The 18,410-nt window shown below is 57.7% G+C and carries 13 protein-coding genes; 8 read left to right on the forward strand and 5 right to left on the reverse strand.

Annotated elements, in window-relative coordinates; genetic code table 11:
• The first annotated feature begins 285 nt into the window (after positions 1–285).
• Positions 286–807, forward strand: a complete 522-nt coding sequence (locus LOY43_RS27665) for a Bro-N domain-containing protein (protein WP_258708976.1) — start codon at positions 286–288, stop codon at positions 805–807.
• Positions 808–935: 128 nt separating this feature from the next.
• Here the strand turns inward: LOY43_RS27665 and LOY43_RS28750 are convergent, their stop codons facing one another.
• On the reverse strand, positions 936–1,070 hold the full coding sequence (locus LOY43_RS28750; RefSeq protein ID WP_309475304.1) for a hypothetical protein: 135 nt from the start codon (positions 1,068–1,070) through the stop codon (positions 936–938).
• A 916-nt stretch (positions 1,071–1,986) separates the two neighbouring features.
• On the opposite strand from LOY43_RS28750, the gene LOY43_RS27675 reads away from it, so the two are divergent.
• The 5 genes from LOY43_RS27675 (at position 1,987) to LOY43_RS27695 (ending at position 8,275) form a co-directional block, all read left to right on the forward strand.
• Complete coding sequence (locus LOY43_RS27675) at positions 1,987–2,439, forward strand: N-acetyltransferase (RefSeq protein ID WP_224794712.1); 453 nt, start codon at positions 1,987–1,989, stop codon at positions 2,437–2,439.
• Positions 2,440–2,473: 34 nt separating this feature from the next.
• A complete protein-coding gene (locus LOY43_RS27680; protein WP_172828102.1) occupies positions 2,474–2,644 on the forward strand; it encodes a hypothetical protein in 171 nt (56 codons plus the stop codon).
• 594 nt (positions 2,645–3,238) lie between these two features.
• Positions 3,239–4,714, forward strand: coding sequence for a hypothetical protein (locus LOY43_RS27685; RefSeq protein ID WP_258708977.1), 1,476 nt, complete (start codon positions 3,239–3,241; stop codon positions 4,712–4,714).
• Positions 4,715–4,731: 17 nt separating this feature from the next.
• A complete protein-coding gene (locus LOY43_RS27690; RefSeq protein WP_258708978.1) occupies positions 4,732–6,417 on the forward strand; it encodes a rod shape-determining protein in 1,686 nt (561 codons plus the stop codon).
• A gap of 364 nt (positions 6,418–6,781) precedes the next feature.
• Positions 6,782–8,275 carry a YifB family Mg chelatase-like AAA ATPase gene (locus LOY43_RS27695; protein WP_258708979.1) on the forward strand — a complete coding sequence of 498 codons (1,494 nt, stop codon included), beginning with the start codon at positions 6,782–6,784 and terminating at the stop codon, positions 8,273–8,275.
• Here LOY43_RS27695 and LOY43_RS27700 read toward each other — a convergent pair.
• The 3 genes from LOY43_RS27700 to LOY43_RS27710 all read right to left on the reverse strand — a co-directional run bounded on the left by LOY43_RS27700 (position 8,272) and on the right by LOY43_RS27710 (position 12,787).
• Entirely contained in the window at positions 8,272–9,486 is a 1,215-nt protein-coding gene (locus tag LOY43_RS27700) for an aldose 1-epimerase family protein (protein WP_258708980.1), read from the reverse strand. The genes LOY43_RS27695 and LOY43_RS27700 overlap by 4 nt on opposite strands.
• A gap of 219 nt (positions 9,487–9,705) precedes the next feature.
• Complete coding sequence (locus tag LOY43_RS27705; protein WP_007920409.1) at positions 9,706–11,682, reverse strand: methyl-accepting chemotaxis protein; 1,977 nt, start codon at positions 11,680–11,682, stop codon at positions 9,706–9,708.
• Positions 11,683–11,866: 184 nt separating this feature from the next.
• A complete protein-coding gene (locus LOY43_RS27710) occupies positions 11,867–12,787 on the reverse strand; it encodes a LysR substrate-binding domain-containing protein (RefSeq protein ID WP_095049341.1) in 921 nt (306 codons plus the stop codon).
• A gap of 158 nt (positions 12,788–12,945) precedes the next feature.
• On the opposite strand from LOY43_RS27710, the gene LOY43_RS27715 reads away from it, so the two are divergent.
• Complete coding sequence (locus tag LOY43_RS27715) at positions 12,946–14,343, forward strand: NorM family multidrug efflux MATE transporter (protein ID WP_095049340.1); 1,398 nt, start codon at positions 12,946–12,948, stop codon at positions 14,341–14,343.
• Positions 14,344–14,452: 109 nt separating this feature from the next.
• Here the strand turns inward: LOY43_RS27715 and LOY43_RS27720 are convergent, their stop codons facing one another.
• Positions 14,453–16,126, reverse strand: coding sequence for a bifunctional diguanylate cyclase/phosphodiesterase (locus LOY43_RS27720; RefSeq protein ID WP_095049339.1), 1,674 nt, complete (start codon positions 16,124–16,126; stop codon positions 14,453–14,455).
• 262 nt (positions 16,127–16,388) lie between these two features.
• Here LOY43_RS27720 and rep point away from each other — a divergent pair, with 262 nt between their 5' ends.
• Positions 16,389–18,398, forward strand: coding sequence for a DNA helicase Rep (gene rep, locus LOY43_RS27725; RefSeq protein WP_220557163.1), 2,010 nt, complete (start codon positions 16,389–16,391; stop codon positions 18,396–18,398).
• Positions 18,399–18,410 lie beyond the last annotated feature (12 nt).

Genomic DNA, 18,410 nt, shown 5'->3' on the forward strand with positions numbered 1-18,410 from the left:
ACCTGCACCACCGCCGTCCGATTGCGCCGAAAAGCCCAGGTTTCTAAGCTCACCCGATGCTGAATGTTCAGCACCGGGTTTGGCGACCTGGATCGAATTTGACGCAATGCAACTAAACTCACACAGAGGTTTTTTCTCTCAACGAGTTATGGCGGCTTTGCGTGGGAGACCTCAGGGTCTGCCGGTTTCGAATTCACCGGTTCGCCAACCCGCGCATAGCTGCCACCCTTTTCGTTTGGCGACGAACAGAAGCAGTTTTCTTCACTTGAATTCGAGAACTGAACCATGGACGAAAACCACCTGACACCTAGCATCTTCACCCGCCACAAACTCCCCCTCAACGCCCTCCTAATCCAGAACCAACCCTGGTTCTGCGCCCGAGACCTGAGCCGCCTGCTGCACATCTACCTCAACGAACGCATGCTGCGAAAACTCGACCCCGACCAATACCAAACCCGCAAAACCCTGATCCACAACCAGATCGAAAACACCCTGCTGATCAGCGAATCAGGCATCTACGCCCTCCTCGTCTACCACTACTGCCCCGAATACCGAGCCCTGCGCGAATGGCTCACCCACCAGGTCATCCCCACCCTGCGCGACGCCCAACACCCCAGCACAAGCGAACGCCCACACCTCAGCTTGCTCAGTTGGCCGGACATGTCTTTGAGTTTGTTGCACTGGAATAACCAGCCGTGGATACGGTTACAAGATGTGCCGCTGATGATGGTGGAACGGGAACAGACCAAGCGCCCAATGACGGGGCCATGGTGGAAAAGAGCTTCGCGGATGCTGCAATCGCTATAAGCCCGCATGCCGGAGCTGGGCCCTGCGCAAATCGTAAGTCGACTGAAGATTCATCCAGAACTCAGGCGTAGTGTTGAGCTGAATGGCAAGGCTGATTGCCAGATCGGCGCAGATCCTTAGCTGGCATTTCACAAGCTTTTCGATCTCACTTTCGGGCAGTTGGTGGGCATGGCCAGATCCATGACGGTCATGCCCAACGGCTCCATGAATTCCTTATTCAGAACCTCGCCCGGATGAATCGGGCGCATACCATTGCGGTTCATTTTTCGCCTCCAGAGGCTGCGTTGAGTGGCCAAACTGGAGCATCCGACTCCCGGATACAAGATCTTCACCCCCCCCCTTTCGCCGGCGTCCTACAACTATTAGGGCATGGCCCTACAAACATCAGCGTCTGCGCCCAGTTACGCAGCCCTTACGCATGTCATTACATTGGCAAACGAAATACGCCCATCATGATGGAGGTATCTGTGAAGGATAAGAAGAGGAAGGAAAAGCTATTTCAGATTGTTGATTTGCACCTCGAAGCACTCCGTTTGGCTGGGGATATGTCAGCCAACCAACGGCGATTTATTGAAGTTGCTGTTACATGTGGGCCAGCGCTTGAGCCAAGCGGCGCGCTGGCCGGTAGAAGGTCCTGAGTGAAAAATAAAAAAGGCGTCCATAGGACGCCTTTTTTGTGTTCGGAGGAGTAGTCGCAGCGATTCTTTAGCTCCCGACTTCACGGCCTTGGGTTCAGAATCCGACAGGCTAGCCCGTCGTCACTACTTCAGAGAAACCAGCTTTCTCTGCTGCCAAAAATGCGGGGGAGCTTTGCTGGTGCCCAGTCCCGACGAATGCGCAGTTGCAGTCCTCGAGCGTGAGGATCCTTCAGTACCGCTCAGGAGTCAAAGCTCATTTACGATCGAGAGCAGCGCAAAACCCTCATCCATGCCAGTATAAAGTATTGCCTCTCCGCCCTCTCACACCCTGAACTGGCCATCTCCAACGTCCTTCACTAACGCAAGCACAGTCCTACGAGGACCGTCCCCTACGTCTGATTACGTAAGCATCAATGCCTTCGATATCGTCTGCAGATTGATCCCACAGAACAAGACGATGCGAAGAAAAGGCAAAGGTACCGAACTTCGAAATCAGACACTCAAATCTGAATCCCGAAAACTGGCACATCAAACAATGTCCATGGACCCAGAAGCCCTGGCGGCTGGAGTTGATGCTCTATCACTCAGGATCGATCCGATTACTCCAGTAGCAATCAACGCATTCCACCAGTGGACCGGCCCCGTTGGGTATCCCTGGGACGCTGTTTTGGACTGGAAGACCAAAGATGCAAAAGGGCTGGACTTGGCGTTCTGGTACGAAGAAGAACTGTGCGGACTGTGCTACGCAACGCCGCGAAGAAGCACGATCTGCATGAAAATCGTCCTTTTGCAGGGACACACCTGCAAGACGAATACCTTGCGGGGCTGGATCGCTCCGATGGCATTGCTGACAACAGAGTTCTACGCCCGGAAGCTGGGGTGCACGCAAATCGAAGTACAAGAGCCAGACTCAGGCGCCATCCCTTACTATCAAACGCTGGGATTTTATTTTGATACAACCGGTCGCCTTGTCTTTCCATTGGACGACCAATAAGATCGAATCAAGCATCCCGGCACGTGAGGTGTTTATGAAGCAGAAGAAGCAGCAAACCCAACCGGCACGGGTTTCCAAACCGGGTACCGAGGCACTCGGTCTGCCGGACAGAGTTTCAGCCAGTCAGCGGCATTTTCTGAAAGTGGCCGCGACCTATGGCAAGGAAATGGAGCCCGATGGTTGGCTTGCCGGTGGTGGAACCTGAGTACCGCAAAAATGACCGCCTAACAGGCGGTTTTTTTATGCCTGAGGATTAGTGCCTTCAGCAACATCCAGTGAAAGTTCGCCCTTAAAACTGTCCGACCAACGCCCTCTCCCCAGACTACCCTTCAAAAACCCGCAGGAAGCGGCCCCCGATTCAGCTCAAGGAACGACCATGTCCCTTTCCATCTTCCACACCAGCAATCCAATATTTTTCTTCATTATCTGCAAATCATTAGAAACGCCGAACTATGCTCTGTTGACGTTGCGGGTCCGTTATCTGTCCGGGTCATAGAGCCATGTATATCTCGCCTAAGCAGCATCGACCTGCTCGCTACGTACGAATTTGATAGTAAGGATTGGATCACGACCCATAGTGGCGCAAGGCCTTCTTGACGAGTATTCTCAAAAAAGGCTATCCGATCATCGTTGGAAAAATGGCTTTTCATAGTTTCGTAACAAGTTAACGAATCCCAAATACCTGGGTAAGCATTCAATGAGCACCTGCTGATCACATCGTCGGGTGTCTTTCAGAATGGGTCAGGAGGCGCGTTGAAATGTTGCTAGACCCTGATTGAAGCTCCGATTAGAGGTTTCGATGGACCGTGAGAAAAACCTTTCAAAAAAGACGCCGGTAGCAGCCATTAAAGATATCTGGGCGGCCAAAACACTTGTCGAACTCGACGGTAGACTCACCGCGAGTATGGCCCAGCAACAGATTCAAGCGCTGATCAAAGAGGAACGCCTTAATACGATTCTCAAGAAGGTAACGGAGCTCGCTAACACCGAGGCAGAATCAGAAAATGCCGGGCTGCTGGTGTTGGCGTTGCTTGGGAGACTTTCTGCCGTAGCGCGAGGCCGTGAAAATGAAATTGCTAAAACGTTGCCGATGCTGGTTCCTGCAGGAAGCTTGCCGCCCTTGGAAGCCTCCACATTAGACGGTGATGGCAAGTTTTACGCAGCACAGAGCCTCTCTCAGATGAGCAGCGCCATTTGGGCGCCCTATGCATTTGAAGAATCAGTGAACGTCGATACTGCGGAGAAAGCCCGCAAGTCCCTGATTGAGTTTGCGCTGAACAGTTGCCCCACCGCAGCTGAAGCACTGGTCACTCACTGTTCAGCGCTCGAAAACCTTTCAGGCATCTCCAACGCCGAATCGAGACTTCGCAAAGCTAGGCGAATAAGCTCTGGCTGGGCGGAAGTCATGCGTGGTCGCAGTCAAGATTTGGGGGAAAGGCCAGGCGAAGCTCTGGCTAAGTGGGTTGCAGCCCTTCTTGCCGGTGACATCAGAGACGTTGATGAAACGCTACTGTTCAATATCGTGGATGACGGTATAGACATTCTTCTGCGCTTCATTGAGCTACGGTTTTCGCACGCCATGCTTACTGAAACCTATCAAATGCTGAGCCGCGCAAAAGTGGTCCTCGGCCGGGCGCGTTGGATTCATTTCCTACCGTTCTCAAAAAACCGCCAAGCGCTCACCATGTGCCTACGTGAATCAGCACTTGTGCTCGCCAGACAAGGAAAGACTGACAAAACGCTGCTCGAATTGATTCAACTCATGTATCAATCGAAGGCTCAAATGTTAAACGACATGGAGCGTCATTTCGGTAAAGCTTTAGAACTCGACCCCGACATTCGTCAATGGTGGCTTGCGGGCGGATCAGTAAGCAACAGCCGTCAGACGACCCATAAAGTTGGCAATAACGAAGACCAAATGATCGGAGAACTTCTGATTGAGGTGGAAAGCGCCAAACCTTTCATGCTTTTCCTTCAGCACTCGATCGTTCCCATGATCGATATTTCCGATTCTGTTATGTCAACCAACGGCATAAAAGCAGCCGCTGGATATTCGGAAATCGCCCGGAAAGTGGGCCTATTAGCAAGGATGCGCAAACTTAGCACTACTGATTTGAAGGGAATGGTCGTCGAGTTCAACCCGCTTCAGCATGAGCTGCTAAGCGATACAACTCACGGCGTGCGCGAGGTGAAGGTAACTCGCGATGGCGTACTTAAAGATTTCGGTGGAAACATAAAAACACTCGTCAAACCGCGAGTTGAACCTTTGAGCTGATATAAGGAAGAGAAACGATGGACCGTACCGAAGCGAAGATCCTTCTCAAGAATTTGCTGCGCCGTATCAAGCCCAAAGACGCCGAGCAATTTGAGCTAACCGGCGTCATCACCGATGGGGAGCTTGCCGCACTGCACTTTGCGCTGGCACTCCTCGAGGGTAATAACCCTGCTCAAGTCCATCCGACCTCCCTGCCAGTCCTTCCTGTATCCCCGGCGCCGAACCCAGTCGACCCTGCTGAGCAAATGGTTGAGCAAGAGGACTTCCCGATTGAGCTTGACTTGAGCATTTTTGATTTGCCAAAGCCTTCGTCCAAGGAGCGGCTATGCCTAGATTTCGGTACGGCGATGTCAAAAGCCACGCTGGTCATGAACGATCTTGATGACGACGATATAGAAGAGATTCATGTTCTTGAGCTGGGCATACCGGGTGATCAGCATGAAGTGAGCGACACCATGCTCATCTCCTCGTTGTACATCGATAACGAAGGCCTCCTCTGGTTCGGCAACAAAGCCGTAGAGCACTCCGCCGTTGAGGGTAGAAACGGCGAAAGAAGACGCATCGACAATGTGAAGCGGTACCTGTCTGAAAGCGCGATTCAAACAACGCTTACTCCCATTTTTAACCCCACGCCTCTACCACTCACAGGCGGCGATGTCCTTTTGGCATATTTGATGTTCATGACCTGGACCGTGAATCAGGTCGCATCAAAACATGGCGTATTACGCAATATAGAACGACGATTTGCTATGCCATGCTTCGAAAAAACTCAGAGCCGAGAGGTCGAGCGCGAGCTTCGAAGACTATTAGGTGAAGCGCAGGTCCTCGCAGATACATTTGCTCTTAGTGTGCACACGGGCCTACCAGTCAAAGACTTTACCCAGGCCGTGAGACAACTACGCGAGACTTCGAGGCAATATGATTTCGTCACCCAAGCTCTGACCGAACCTTTAGGAGTCGCTAATGCATTGTTGAGTAGTGAGAGCAACATTCGCCGGCTCACACTCATTGTTGATATTGGCGCAGGAACAAGTGACGTTAGCCTGTATCGATTGCATGCTGATGCCGAGGCAGGTATTCGGCAGGCCGTAGAGGCTAAAGGCGCAGCTAGGGGCATTCCTTTGGCGGGCAACTATCTGGATCGCGCATTGACCGAACTGATCATGCTTAAGGCAGGCATCAAGCACGATAATCCTCGTAATGTTTCCATCCGCAGCAACCTTGCCCTCTCGATTCGCGAATACAAAGAGTCGTTATTCAACAGTGAGTCCTTGACCGTCGTCTTGCTTGACGGACAGGCCGTGGACATCAAAGTGCATGAGCTTGATGAGCTGGAGCCGGTAAAAAGCTTCAAATCAGAGTTGCGCAAGTGCGTAACAGAAATGTTGGAAGAGATTGATGACAGCTGGGTGGGCGCAGCCAGTCACGATGACTTGGCAGTGATCCTGACAGGAGGCGGCTCAAACTTGCGGATGGTTCAGGAGCTTATGTCAGGCGAGATCGAGGTGAAGGGAAAAACTATACGACTCATTCGCACCGCGGCATTCCCGGGATGGCTCAAAGAACTGGATCCCGCCTTGGAAGATGACTTCCCTCGCATCGCAGTCTCCCTTGGCGGCGGTCGACTTAGCCTTATCAGTTCCACTATCGCCCAAGTGACCGCCGGCGATGTTCGGGGAGAACCCACTCTTCCAAGATTTTAACAAGCACCGGCACGCGAGGTGTCTATGAAGCAGAAAAAATTAATAGCACAACCGGCACCCGCTTCAAAAACGGGTGCATAAGTACTTAGTTTGCCGGACAAAGTTAGCCCGTCAGCGGCACTTTTTGAACGCGGCTGCGACCGCTGGCAAAGAAATGGAGTCCGATGGTTGGATGGCCGATGGTGGAACCTGCCTACCGAACAAATGACCGCCCGATGGGCGGTTTTTTACGCTTGGACGTTACTGTCTCCTGCAACATCCAGTGAAAATTCGATCTCAAAACCATCCCACCAACGCCCTCTCCCAAGACTACCCTTCAAAGACCCGCAGGAAGCGGCTCCCCGATTCAGCTCAAGGAACGACCATGTCCCTCTCCATCGTCCACAGTCGCGCCCAGATTGGCGTGGAAGCCCCCGCTGTCACCGTCGAAGTCCATCTGGCCAACGGTCTGCCGTCGCTGACCATGGTCGGGCTGCCCGAGGCGGCGGTGAAGGAGAGCAAGGATCGGGTGCGCAGCGCGATCATCAATTCCGGGCTGCAGTTTCCGGCGCGGCGGATCACCTTGAATCTGGCGCCGGCGGATCTGCCCAAGGATGGCGGGCGGTTTGACCTGGCGATTGCCTTGGGAATTCTATCGGCGAGTGTGCAGGTGCCGTGTCTGACGCTGGATGATGTGGAATGTCTGGGCGAGTTGGCGTTGTCCGGCGCCGTACGAGCGGTGCGTGGGGTGTTGCCGGCAGCGTTGGCGGCGCGCAAGGCGGGTCGTGCACTGGTGGTGCCGCGAGCGAATGCCGAGGAGGCGTGTCTGGCTTCGGGATTGAAGGTGTTTGCGGTGGATCATTTGCTGGAGGCGGTGGCGCATTTCAATGGGCATACGCCGGTTGAGCCCTATGTCTCCGACGGACTGATGCACGCCAGCAAACCTTATCCCGACTTGAATGAAGTGCAGGGGCAAGTGGCGGCGAAACGAGCGTTGCTGATTGCTGCTGCGGGGGCCCATAACTTGCTGTTCAGCGGGCCGCCTGGGACGGGTAAGACATTGCTGGCGAGTCGCCTGCCGGGACTGTTGCCGCCGCTGGCCGAGAGTGAAGCGCTGGAGGTCGCAGCGATTCAGTCAGTCGCCAGTGGTGCACCGCTAACCCATTGGCCGCAGCGTCCCTTCCGTCAACCGCACCACTCGGCCTCCGGGCCGGCACTGGTCGGTGGCAGCTCAAAACCGCAACCCGGTGAGATCACCCTCGCCCACCACGGCGTGCTGTTTCTCGATGAGCTGCCGGAGTTTGATCGCAAGGTGCTGGAGGTGCTGCGCGAGCCGCTGGAGTCCGGGCATATCGTGATTGCCCGGGCCAAGGATCGCGTGCGTTTCCCGGCGCGATTTCAGTTGGTGGCGGCGATGAACCCGTGTCCCTGTGGATATCTTGGCGAGCCGAGTGGCAAGTGTTCCTGCACGCCGGACATGGTGCAGCGCTATCGCAACAAACTGTCGGGGCCGTTGCTGGACCGGATCGACTTGCACCTGACAGTGGCGCGGGAAGCGACGGCATTGAACCCGCAGGTGAAGCCGGGAGAGGACAGCGCCAGCGCTGCGGCGTTGGTAGCCGAGGCTCGCGAACGACAGCAGAAGCGTCAGGGCTGTGCCAATGCGTTTCTCGATCTGCCGGGATTGAAGCGGCACTGCAAGTTATCCACAGCCGATGAGAAATGGCTGGAATCAGCCTGTGAACGGCTGACGCTTTCGCTGCGCTCGGCCCATCGCCTGCTCAAGGTCGCCCGCACTCTGGCAGACCTCGAGCAAGTCGATGCAATCAAACGTGAACACTTGGCCGAGGCACTGCAATACCGGCCGGCGACACCTTAATGCTCGGTCAGATCAACCAGCGGCGTCTGCCGCACTTCGGTTTCGCGCCCGGCCTGAATCTCAGTCACGCGCTTCAAGGCGTTATCCACAGCACCTTTGTCCGCGAGCAGGCTGTAGCTGATCTGGAACTGTTTGTGTTCCTTGGGTGCAATGGTCGGCACCAGATTCAGCGGACGCTGATAGCGACGGTTGTAGGAAAAACTGGTGCCCGGCTCCAGCCCGGTGACATAGCCCTGGCCTTGAGTGTCGGTATTTTTCCACAGGGAGAACACCGGCAACTGCTGGGTATTGAAGCCAACAGAAACACCGAGGCTGCCAGCCTTGTTGTGCAAAACAGTGAGGGTTTCGCCTTTGGCGTCAGCATAGGGCACGACGTTGTAGACGGTTTCGTCATAGTCCTTGGTCGGCGCGCGATAGGTCTGCCAGTCGGCCAGATCACCCTTGGCCTTGTCGTTGAACGGCGACACCTGTTTTACCGGCGCAGCAAATCGTGCGCCTTGCTCGAGGAACGGCGTACTGAAGTTGCTGTGATACAGCGCCTGGTATTCCTTCGGATAGTCGCCGTTGTTGGTCAGCGTATCGTTGAGTGCAAAGCGCACGCTGCCAGGCTCGGTGACCAGTTCAGTAACGACCGAGAAGTCGACTTTCTTGAAGGCTTGCTCTTGCAGCTCGCCACGCAGACTGATGGCGTAGGGCGGCTTTTCATCGATGTGCAGCGTGACGGTGCTGGCCGGAATGTTGGCGGCGCGGCCATGCAAGGTCAGCAGTTCGCCATTGTCGATGCCGGGATGGCCGACCCATTCGTAACCGCAGCGGGCGACCAGTTCATTGAAGCCCTCCAGCCAACCCAGCCCACCACGCCCGTTGAGCTCGATAAAGGCCGGGTTGACCACGTCCTTGACCGGCGAATCCCAACCCATCCGCACGTTGCCGACAGAAGCCTGCAAGACGTTCATGCCTCGGGTGGGCACCACCGAGAGTTTCATTGTGCCGTTATCGATATCAACGATGCTGACGCCTTCCTGCCGCCCACCGTGCAAGGTACGCAGGCTCACGGAGAAGGGTTTGGCGGTTTTCACGCCAAGTTGCTCACTGGTGATGGTCCAGTTTTGTGCGGGCTTGTTGGTATCGAGGAGGACGTAATCCCAGGCCATGGCGTGGGAAGCAGCAGAGAATGCGCCGAGGGCGACGGCGAGTTTGAGCGGGGTCATGGCAGCAGCCTTTATTGGAGTTGTGTCATTTTTATAGCGCTGCGGAAACGTTTCAGCAAGTGTATTAGATCGACAGATTGCAGGTTCAGCCGAAGATCTGCAGTGTTGCATTCGCAAGCAGGCTCACTCCTACAGGGGATCCGGGTCTTCACAAAATCTGTGATTCGCACCGGACACTGTGGGAGCGAGCCTGCTCGCGAAAGCTATATCAAGGCTGTATCAACGAAAGCGATCAACCTCGGAACGCAGATCCGCCGCCAGCTTCTCAAGCTCCTTGGCGGTAACAGCCAGGTTCGACACAACCTCACGCTGCTCACTGTTGGCCAGTGCGATGCTCTGCAAATTGCTGCTCAACAGAGTCGCGGTGCTGCTCTGCTCCTGAGTGGCCGTGGTAATCGCGGCAAACTGCTGCCCCGCCGAACGGCTCTGTTCATCGATTCGCGCCAGCGCCGACGCGACGTTGGCGTTGCGCGACAAACCTTCCTGCATCAGCACATTGCCCTGCTCCATGGTGCTGATCGCGTTACCGGTTTCCTGCTGGATGCTGTGGATCATGCTGGAAATTTCATCCGTCGCCTGACGGGTGCGCGAGGCCAGGCTGCGCACCTCATCGGCCACCACAGCAAAGCCACGACCCTGCTCACCAGCACGGGCAGCTTCGATTGCTGCGTTAAGTGCCAGAAGGTTGGTCTGCTCGGCGATCGAGGTGATCACACCCACGATGCCGCCAATTTCCTGCGAGCGCTGACCGAGGGTGTTGATCACGGTGGCGGTGCTGTTCAGGGCGCCAGCGATTTGCTCCAGCGAGGACGACGCTTCTTCCATCGAGCTGCGGCCAATCTGCGTTTGCTGGGCGTTTTCCTGCGCCAGACGCTGGGTTGCGCCCATGTTGTCGGCAATGTTCAGCGACGTTGCGCTGAACTCTTCCACCGCGCCGGCCATGCTGGTGATTTCGCCAGATTGTTGCTCCATGCCTTCATAGGCACCGCCGGACAAACCGGACAGGGCCTGGGCACGGCTGTTGACCTCTTCCGAAGAGCGGCGGATGTGCTCGACCATGGTCGACAGCGCCTGGCTCATCTGGTTGAACGCGCGAGACAGCTGACCGATTTCGTCGTTGCTCGATACGTTCAGGCGCACGCTCAGATCACCGGCGCCCAAGGCCTCGGCCTGACGCACCAGATCCCCCAGAGGCGCCAGTTTGCTGCGCAGCAGCCAGACCACAGATCCGACCGCCAGCAGCATCGCCAACAGACTGCCAATGGCCAGTTGCGTACCCACGCTCCAGGTCACCGCGCGGATCTCAGCTTTCGGCATGCTCGCCACGACCGACCATGGTCCGCCATCGAACGGCACGGCAATGCTGTAGAAATCTTCCGAGGTGTCGCTCCAGAACTCACCCTTGCCCGGCTTTGCAGCCAAACCTTTGATCACCGGAACGGCTTGATCCAGCGCCTGCACCCCCGCTGGCGCGACCAGCCATTTGTTTTGCTCGTCGAGCAACGCCAGCGAACCGCTCTGGCCAATGCGGAAGCGCTTGAGGTTATCGAACTGGATGTTCTGCGCGTCGGTGTAATCGAAGCCGACGAACAGCACCGCAATCACCTTGCCGCTGCCATCACGCACCGGGGTGTATTGGGTCATGTAGGAGCGATCGAACAGCAAGGCGCGACCGACGTAACCCTGCCCCGCCATCAACTTCGCGTAGGCCGGGTGCGCGTGATCGAGCAAGGTGCCGATGGCACGGGTGCCATCCTGTTTGGTCAGCGAAGTGCTGACGCGGATGAAGTCTTCGCCGCTGCGCACGAACAGGGTGGCGACGCCGGCGGTCATCTGCTTGAACTCGTCGACTTCCTTGAAGTTGTTGTTCAGCACTTCGCTGCCCAGATGCAGACCCGGGGTCTGGGTGCCGGCAACATTCACCGGCTCACTCGGGTGAATGCTCAGACCTGCGCTGAAACGCTTCTCGAACAGCCCGCTCAGGCGCTGGGTGCTTTCACGCAGCGTGCCGTGGAAGGTGCTCAGTTGGTCGGCCAGCAGCCGCGCCTCACTGGCCAGATGCTCTTCACGAGTGGCGAGGTTGGCGGAGTCCAGCGAACGCAAGGCGAACACCGTACTGCCACTGATAACTATCGCCAGTATTACAGCGAGCGCGAGGCCCAGCTGCGAGGCGATCCGAGCGCGAGGTTGAGACATGGACAGCTCCTGGCCGAGCCACGGGATCCTCCTTGATCTCGACTCGGAAATTTTTCTGGTTGTGGGGGTGAATCGTGGATACCGGCACGACGGTTCCACAAGCACGTATTCGGCGGTGGATCCAAATACTTGAGCGGAAAACAAGGTTATGGCACAAGGCCGGCATTGTGGCGGCTCTAACGTTTCAGCTCAAGCGCGCGACCGCCGGCAACTCCATGGCGCGGACTTCGCTTTGCAGAAAGTCGCTGAGACGGCGCAAACGTTCACCTCCCGGGCGGGTCTTTGGCCACACAAGGTAGTAATTCAAACCGCTGGCGACCGCGGTTGGCCACGGCAGGCTCAGCCTTCCCTGCGCCACATCTTCGGCGACCATTAACAGGTCGCCCATCGACACACCGTACCCGCGCGCCGCCGCGATCATGCCCAATTCGAGGGTATCGAACACTTGCCCACCCTTGAGTGACACCTGATCGGACAGCCCCATGTGTTCCAGCCAACTGCGCCAATCGCGACGGTCCGGCGTCGGGTGAAGTAATTCGGTGCAAGCCAGTCGAGCCAGATCCCACGGCTGATCATTCAGCAGGTTTGGCGCCCCCACCGGAATCAGCTCTTCGGGAAACAATAAACTCGCCTCCCAATCCGGCGGAAAATGCCCGTCACTCAACAAAACAGCGCAGTCGAAAGGCTCATCGTTGAAATCCACCGAATCGACGTCCATCCACGCACTGGTCAGTTGCACTTCGTTGCCAGGCTGCAAATGGCGGAAGCGACTCAGGCGCGCGAGCAACCAGCGCATAGTCAGGGTCGAGGGCGCTTTCATGCGCAAAATGTCGTCCTCGGCACGCAAGGTATTGCAGGCCCGCTCCAGCGCACTGAAGCCTTCGCGGATCCCGGGCAGCAGCAACCGCGCCGCTTCGGTCAGCTGCAGATTGCGACCGCTGCGATGAAACAGCCGACAGGCGAAGTGTTCTTCGAGGGTCCGAATATGCCGACTTACCGCACTCTGGGTGATCGACAGTTCCTCGGCAGCCCGGGTGAACGAACTATGTCGCGCCGCCGCTTCAAATGCGCGCAGGGCATACAAGGGAGGAAGACGACGAGACATGCAGAAAGCTCCGATAGCGGGATAAAGCCAATCTTAAACCGTTTATCCAGGATGAGTTTTAATCATGCCACCCATCCTTTTTATCCCTTTGTGCAAAGCCCGCCAAGCGCCGAGAATCGACGGTCTCCTGTTCCCTCTGAAATTGAGTGGTGATGACCATGCAGCATCCTGTGCGTACCGAACTCTGGGCCATTCTGCGGCTGGCAGGGCCGTTGATTGCTTCACAGTTGGCGCACATGTTGATGGTGCTGACTGACACGTTGATGATGGCGCGCCTGAGTCCTGAAGCGCTCGCGGGCGGCGGTCTCGGTGCGGCGACTTATTCGTTCGTGTCGATTTTCTGCATCGGCGTGATTGCAGCGGTCGGCACATTGGTGGCGATTCGCAAGGGCGCCGGCGACATCATTGGCGCTGCGCGTCTGACCCAGGCCGGATTGTGGCTGGCGTGGCTGATGGCGCTGGGCGCCGGGTTGCTGCTGTGGAACCTGAAACCGGTGTTGCTGCTGTTCGGCCAGACCGAAACCAACGTCAACGCGGCCGGGCAATTCCTGATTGCCCTGCCCTTCGCCCTGCCCGGCTACCTCAGTTTCATGGCCCTGCGCGGTTTCACCAGTGCAATCGGCCGGGCGACACCGGTGATGGTCATCAGCCTGGCCGGCACGGTGGCGAATTTCCTGCTCAATTACGCGCTGATCACCGGCATGTTCGGTCTGCCGAAAATGGGCCTGACGGGCATCGGCCTGGTCACAGCGATTGTCGCCAATTGCATGGCGTTGGCGCTGGCCTGGCACATCCGCCGGCATCCGGCCTATGACGCGTACCCGCTGCGCGCGGGCCTGTCGCGGCCGAACCGGCAGTACCTGAAAGAGTTGTGGCGCCTCGGCCTGCCAATCGGCGGCACGTATGCGGTGGAAGTCGGTTTGTTCGCGTTCGCAGCTCTGTGCATGGGCACCATGGGTAGCACGCAGTTGGGCGCGCACCAGATTGCCCTGCAAATTGTCTCGGTGGCGTTCATGGTGCCGGCGGGGATGTCGTACGCGATCACCATGCGCGTCGGCCAGCATTACGGCGCCGGGCAACTGAGTGATGCGCGGATGTCCGGACGGGTCGGGATCGTCTTTGGCGCGGTGGTGATGTTGGGATTCGCGATGGTGTTCTGGCTGTTGCCCAACCAGTTGGTCGGGTTGTTCCTCGATCACAACGATCCGGCGTTTGCCGAGGTGATTCGCCTGGCGGTGAGCCTGCTAGCAGTGGCGGCGTGGTTCGAGCTGTTCGACGGCACGCAGACGATTGCCATGGGCTGCATCCGTGGACTCAAGGATGCGAAGACCACGTTTCTGGTCGGGCTCGCTTGCTATTGGCTGATTGGCGCACCGGCGGCGTGGTGGATGGCGTTCCACCTCAATTGGGGGCCGACGGGCGTCTGGTGGGGATTGGCGTTGGGCCTGGCGTGTGCGGCGGTGAGTTTGACGCTGGCGTTCGAGTGGAAAATGAAGCGGATGATTCGGCTGGAGCCTGCGTCATCAAGTCAGTTTACGGTCCCGCAGACCGACTGAGATCCCTTGTAGGAGTGAGCCTGCTCGCGATTGCGGTGTGTCAGTCGAAGCAAATGTTGACTGGTAGATTGCTATCGCGAGCAGGCTCACTCCTACAGGGGTTATGTGTTCAGCTTACGATCTCGAGGGCTGGCTGCTGGCTTGAGCCGAAGGTGAGATATTCAACCAATTCCGCCAAGGGCAACGGCCGGCTGATCAGATAACCCTGCACCTGATCGCAACCAAACCCGCGCAACAGTTCTAGCTGTTCAGGGGTTTCCACCCCCTCCGCCACCACTTCCAGATGCAGGTTGTGCGCGAGATTGATCATCGCGTGCACCAGTTTGCGGTTCTCTTCGCGCTGCTCCATGCCGCCGACAAAGCTTTTGTCGATCTTCAGCAAGGTGATCGGCAGGCTGTTGAGGTGCACGAACGACGAGAACCCGGTGCCAAAGTCATCCAGCGAGAAGCGCACACCGAGACGGCCGAGAGCGTCCATGGTCTGCTTGACCAGATCGCTACGGCGCATCACGGCGGTTTCTGTCAGTTCGAATTCCAGCCACTGCGCCTCAACGCCACGCTCGGCAATCAACCGGCTCAGCGTCGGCAACAACTGACTGTCTTGAAACTGGCGGAATGACAGGTTGATCGCCATGTGCAGCGCCGGCAGCCCGCGCTCGCGCAACGCCTGCATGTCACGCAAGGCCCGGGAAATCACCCAGTAACCCAGCGGCACGATCAAACCGCTCTGCTCGGCCAAAGGGACAAATTCACTCGGCGGCAGCAAACCGCGCTCGCCATGACGCCAGCGCACCAACGCTTCGAGGCCGACAATCTGGCCATCCTCAAGATTCAGGCGTGGCTGGTAATGCAATTCCAGCTCATCGCGACGCAACGCTCGGCGCAACTCGCTTTCGAGGTCGGCCATGCTCCGCGCATTGCGGTTGATGCGTTCGTTGAAGATATGGAAGGTGCAGCCCTGGGTGCTCTTGGCCTGCTGCATGGCGATGTGGGCGTGCCACATCAGCGGATCGGCGCCGCCCTGCGCACGGGCGTGGGCGATGCCGAGACTGGAGCCGATCAGCAGGCTTTCGCCATCGACCCAATACGGTTCGGCGAGCGCTTCGGTGATGCGTTCGGCCATCCACTCGGCGCGCTGCGGTGCACGGCGGGTGTCGATCAGCAGGGCAAACTCATCGCTGCCCAGCCGCGCCAGTTGATCACCGGCTTCGAGCTGACTTTTCAGCCGTGCGACCACTTGCAGGATCAAGCGATCGCCCGCCTGATGGCCAAGCGCATCGTTGGCGTGGCGGAAGTTGTCGAGATCGAGATGCCCGAGGGCCAGGCCGCGACCGTCGTTTTCCGCGAGGCGCGCAGCAAGCAAGGTCTGGAAACCCTGACGGTTGGCGATGCCGGTCAGCGGATCCTGCTCGGCGAGGCGTTGCAGGGTGTTTTCGAGAACGCCGCGTTCGCGCACATGGCGCAGGCAGCGGCGCAGCATGCCGGCGTCGAGGGCGTCGAACACCAGCCAGTCACTGACGCCAACCGGCGCGGTGTCCGGTTCATGTTCCAGCAGCAAGACCGTCGGCAGGCTGCAACGGCCCGGTGCCGGTTGCAATGCCGGAAGGGTCAACAACACCGCATGGCGGTTGTCTTCGAACAAACTGCTGACCGAATCCCAGCTCGGCGCGCTGATCAGCACCGCCGCGCTCCCCATCGGAGCCAGACACTCACGCAATAACGCTGTCCACGCTGGCTCTTCGGCCAGTAGCAGCAAACGCAAGGGTTCGACAGGCGTAGACAAGCTAGCTCCCTAGACTCTGCAATGATGTGGGCGGGGCATTATGCCGTTGCGCCGTTCAATGACCAAATGACAACGGTTATCAAAACGTTATTTTGTGTCACGAATGAGAACATTAGCCGCAAAATCACCGCGCATCCTCCGCGAAAGTAACAAAACCGGCAAATTTGAATCGCGTGGTACGTCACAAGTCGGAGAGAGCAGCACAAATCGCTGAGCCTGTTAAAATGCCGGCCCATTTCGTCAACGACTCCCGAATTTTCGTATGTCCCGACTCAATCCCCGGCAGCAAGAAGCCGTGAACTACGTCGGCGGCCCTCTATTGGTGCTCGCCGGTGCTGGCTCCGGCAAGACCAGCGTGATCACGCGCAAAATCGCGCACCTGATCCAGAACTGCGGCATCCGTGCCCAGTACATCGTCGCCATGACCTTTACCAACAAGGCCGCGCGCGAGATGAAAGAGCGGGTCGGCACCCTGCTGCGGGCCGGCGAAGGTCGCGGCCTGACCGTCTGCACGTTCCACAACCTCGGTCTGAACATCATCCGCAAGGAACACGTGCGGCTGGGCTACAAACCCGGTTTCTCGATCTTCGACGAGACCGACGTCAAAGCCCTGATGACCGACATCATGCAGAAGGAGTACGCGGGAGACGACGGCGTCGACGAGATCAAGAACATGATCGGCGCCTGGAAAAACGACCTGATTCTGCCGCCTCAGGCGCTGGAGAACGCGCGCAATCCCAAGGAACAGACCGCCGCCATCGTCTACACCCACTACCAGCGGACGCTGAAAGCGTTCAACGCGGTGGACTTCGACGACCTGATCCTGCTGCCGGTAAAACTCTTCGAAGAACATGCCGACATCCTCGAAAAGTGGCAGAACAAGGTGCGTTACCTGCTGGTCGACGAATACCAGGACACCAACGCCAGCCAATACCTGCTGGTAAAAATGCTCATCGGCAAGCGCAACCAGTTCACCGTGGTTGGCGACGACGACCAGTCGATCTACGCCTGGCGCGGCGCGCGGCCGGAAAACCTGATGCTGCTCAAGGACGACTATCCGTCCCTGAAAGTGGTGATGCTCGAGCAGAACTACCGCTCCACCAGCCGCATCCTGCGCTGCGCCAACGTGCTGATCTCGAACAACCCGCACGAATTCGAAAAGCAGCTGTGGAGCGAGATGGGCCACGGCGACGAGATCCGCGTGATCCGCTGCCGCAACGAGGACGCCGAAGCCGAGCGCGTGGCCATGGAAATCCTCAGCCTGCACTTGCGCACCGACCGTCCGTACAGCGATTTCGCCATCCTTTATCGCGGCAACTACCAGGCCAAGCTGATCGAACTGAAGCTGCAGCACCACCAGGTGCCGTACCGCCTGAGCGGCGGCAACAGCTTCTTCGGCCGCCAGGAAGTGAAAGACCTGATGGCCTACTTCCGCCTGATCGTCAACCCGGATGACGACAACGCCTTCCTGCGCGTGATCAACGTGCCACGCCGCGAAATCGGCTCGACCACCCTGGAAAAACTCGGCAACTACGCCACCGAACGCAAAATTTCGATGTACGCCGCCACCGACGAAATCGGTCTGGGCGAACATCTGGACAGCCGCTTCACCGATCGCCTGTCGCGCTTCAAACGCTTCATGGACAAGGTCCGTGAGCAGTGCGCCGGCGAGGATCCGATCTCGGCGCTGCGCAGCATGGTCATGGACATCGACTATGAGAACTGGCTGCGCACCAACAGCTCCAGCGACAAGGCGGCCGATTACCGGATGAGCAACGTCTGGTTCCTGATCGAGGCGTTGAAAAACACCCTTGAAAAGGACGAAGAAGGCGAAATGACCGTCGAGGACGCCATCGGCAAACTGGTCCTGCGCGACATGCTCGAACGTCAGCAGGAAGAGGAAGACGGCGCCGAAGGCGTGCAGATGATGACGCTGCATGCGTCCAAGGGTCTGGAATTCCCTTACGTGTTCATCATGGGCATGGAAGAGGAAATCCTCCCGCACCGCTCCAGCATCGAAGCCGACACCATCGAAGAAGAACGCCGACTGGCCTACGTGGGCATCACCCGCGCGCGCCAGACCCTGGCCTTCACCTTCGCCGCCAAGCGCAAGCAGTACGGCGAGATCATCGACTGCGCGCCGAGCCGCTTCCTCGATGAGCTACCGCCGGACGATCTGGCCTGGGAAGGCAACGACGACACACCGACCGAAGTCAAAGTCGTGCGTGGCAATAGCGCATTGGCTGATATACGCGCGATGTTAAAGCGCTAGAATTGACCACTT

Origin of the sequence: Pseudomonas sp. B21-041 (assembly GCF_024748675.1) — a bacterium.
Classification (GTDB): Bacteria; Pseudomonadota; Gammaproteobacteria; order Pseudomonadales; family Pseudomonadaceae; genus Aquipseudomonas; species Aquipseudomonas neuropathica.

What these genes read in the sequence shown, in the direction of transcription:
- LOY43_RS27665 (WP_258708976.1), top strand. Translation starts at nt 286, where the DNA reads ATGGACGAAAACCACCTGACACCTAGCATCTTCACCCGCCACAAACTC.
- LOY43_RS28750 (WP_309475304.1), bottom strand. Translation starts at nt 1,070, where the DNA reads ATGAACCGCAATGGTATGCGCCCGATTCATCCGGGCGAGGTTCTGAAT.
- LOY43_RS27675 (WP_224794712.1), top strand. Translation starts at nt 1,987, where the DNA reads ATGGACCCAGAAGCCCTGGCGGCTGGAGTTGATGCTCTATCACTCAGG.
- LOY43_RS27680 (WP_172828102.1), top strand. Translation starts at nt 2,474, where the DNA reads ATGAAGCAGAAGAAGCAGCAAACCCAACCGGCACGGGTTTCCAAACCG.
- LOY43_RS27685 (WP_258708977.1), top strand. Translation starts at nt 3,239, where the DNA reads ATGGACCGTGAGAAAAACCTTTCAAAAAAGACGCCGGTAGCAGCCATT.
- LOY43_RS27690 (WP_258708978.1), top strand. Translation starts at nt 4,732, where the DNA reads ATGGACCGTACCGAAGCGAAGATCCTTCTCAAGAATTTGCTGCGCCGT.
- LOY43_RS27695 (WP_258708979.1), top strand. Translation starts at nt 6,782, where the DNA reads ATGTCCCTCTCCATCGTCCACAGTCGCGCCCAGATTGGCGTGGAAGCC.
- LOY43_RS27700 (WP_258708980.1), bottom strand. Translation starts at nt 9,486, where the DNA reads ATGACCCCGCTCAAACTCGCCGTCGCCCTCGGCGCATTCTCTGCTGCT.
- LOY43_RS27705 (WP_007920409.1), bottom strand. Translation starts at nt 11,682, where the DNA reads ATGTCTCAACCTCGCGCTCGGATCGCCTCGCAGCTGGGCCTCGCGCTC.
- LOY43_RS27710 (WP_095049341.1), bottom strand. Translation starts at nt 12,787, where the DNA reads ATGTCTCGTCGTCTTCCTCCCTTGTATGCCCTGCGCGCATTTGAAGCG.
- LOY43_RS27715 (WP_095049340.1), top strand. Translation starts at nt 12,946, where the DNA reads ATGCAGCATCCTGTGCGTACCGAACTCTGGGCCATTCTGCGGCTGGCA.
- rep (WP_220557163.1), top strand. Translation starts at nt 16,389, where the DNA reads ATGTCCCGACTCAATCCCCGGCAGCAAGAAGCCGTGAACTACGTCGGC.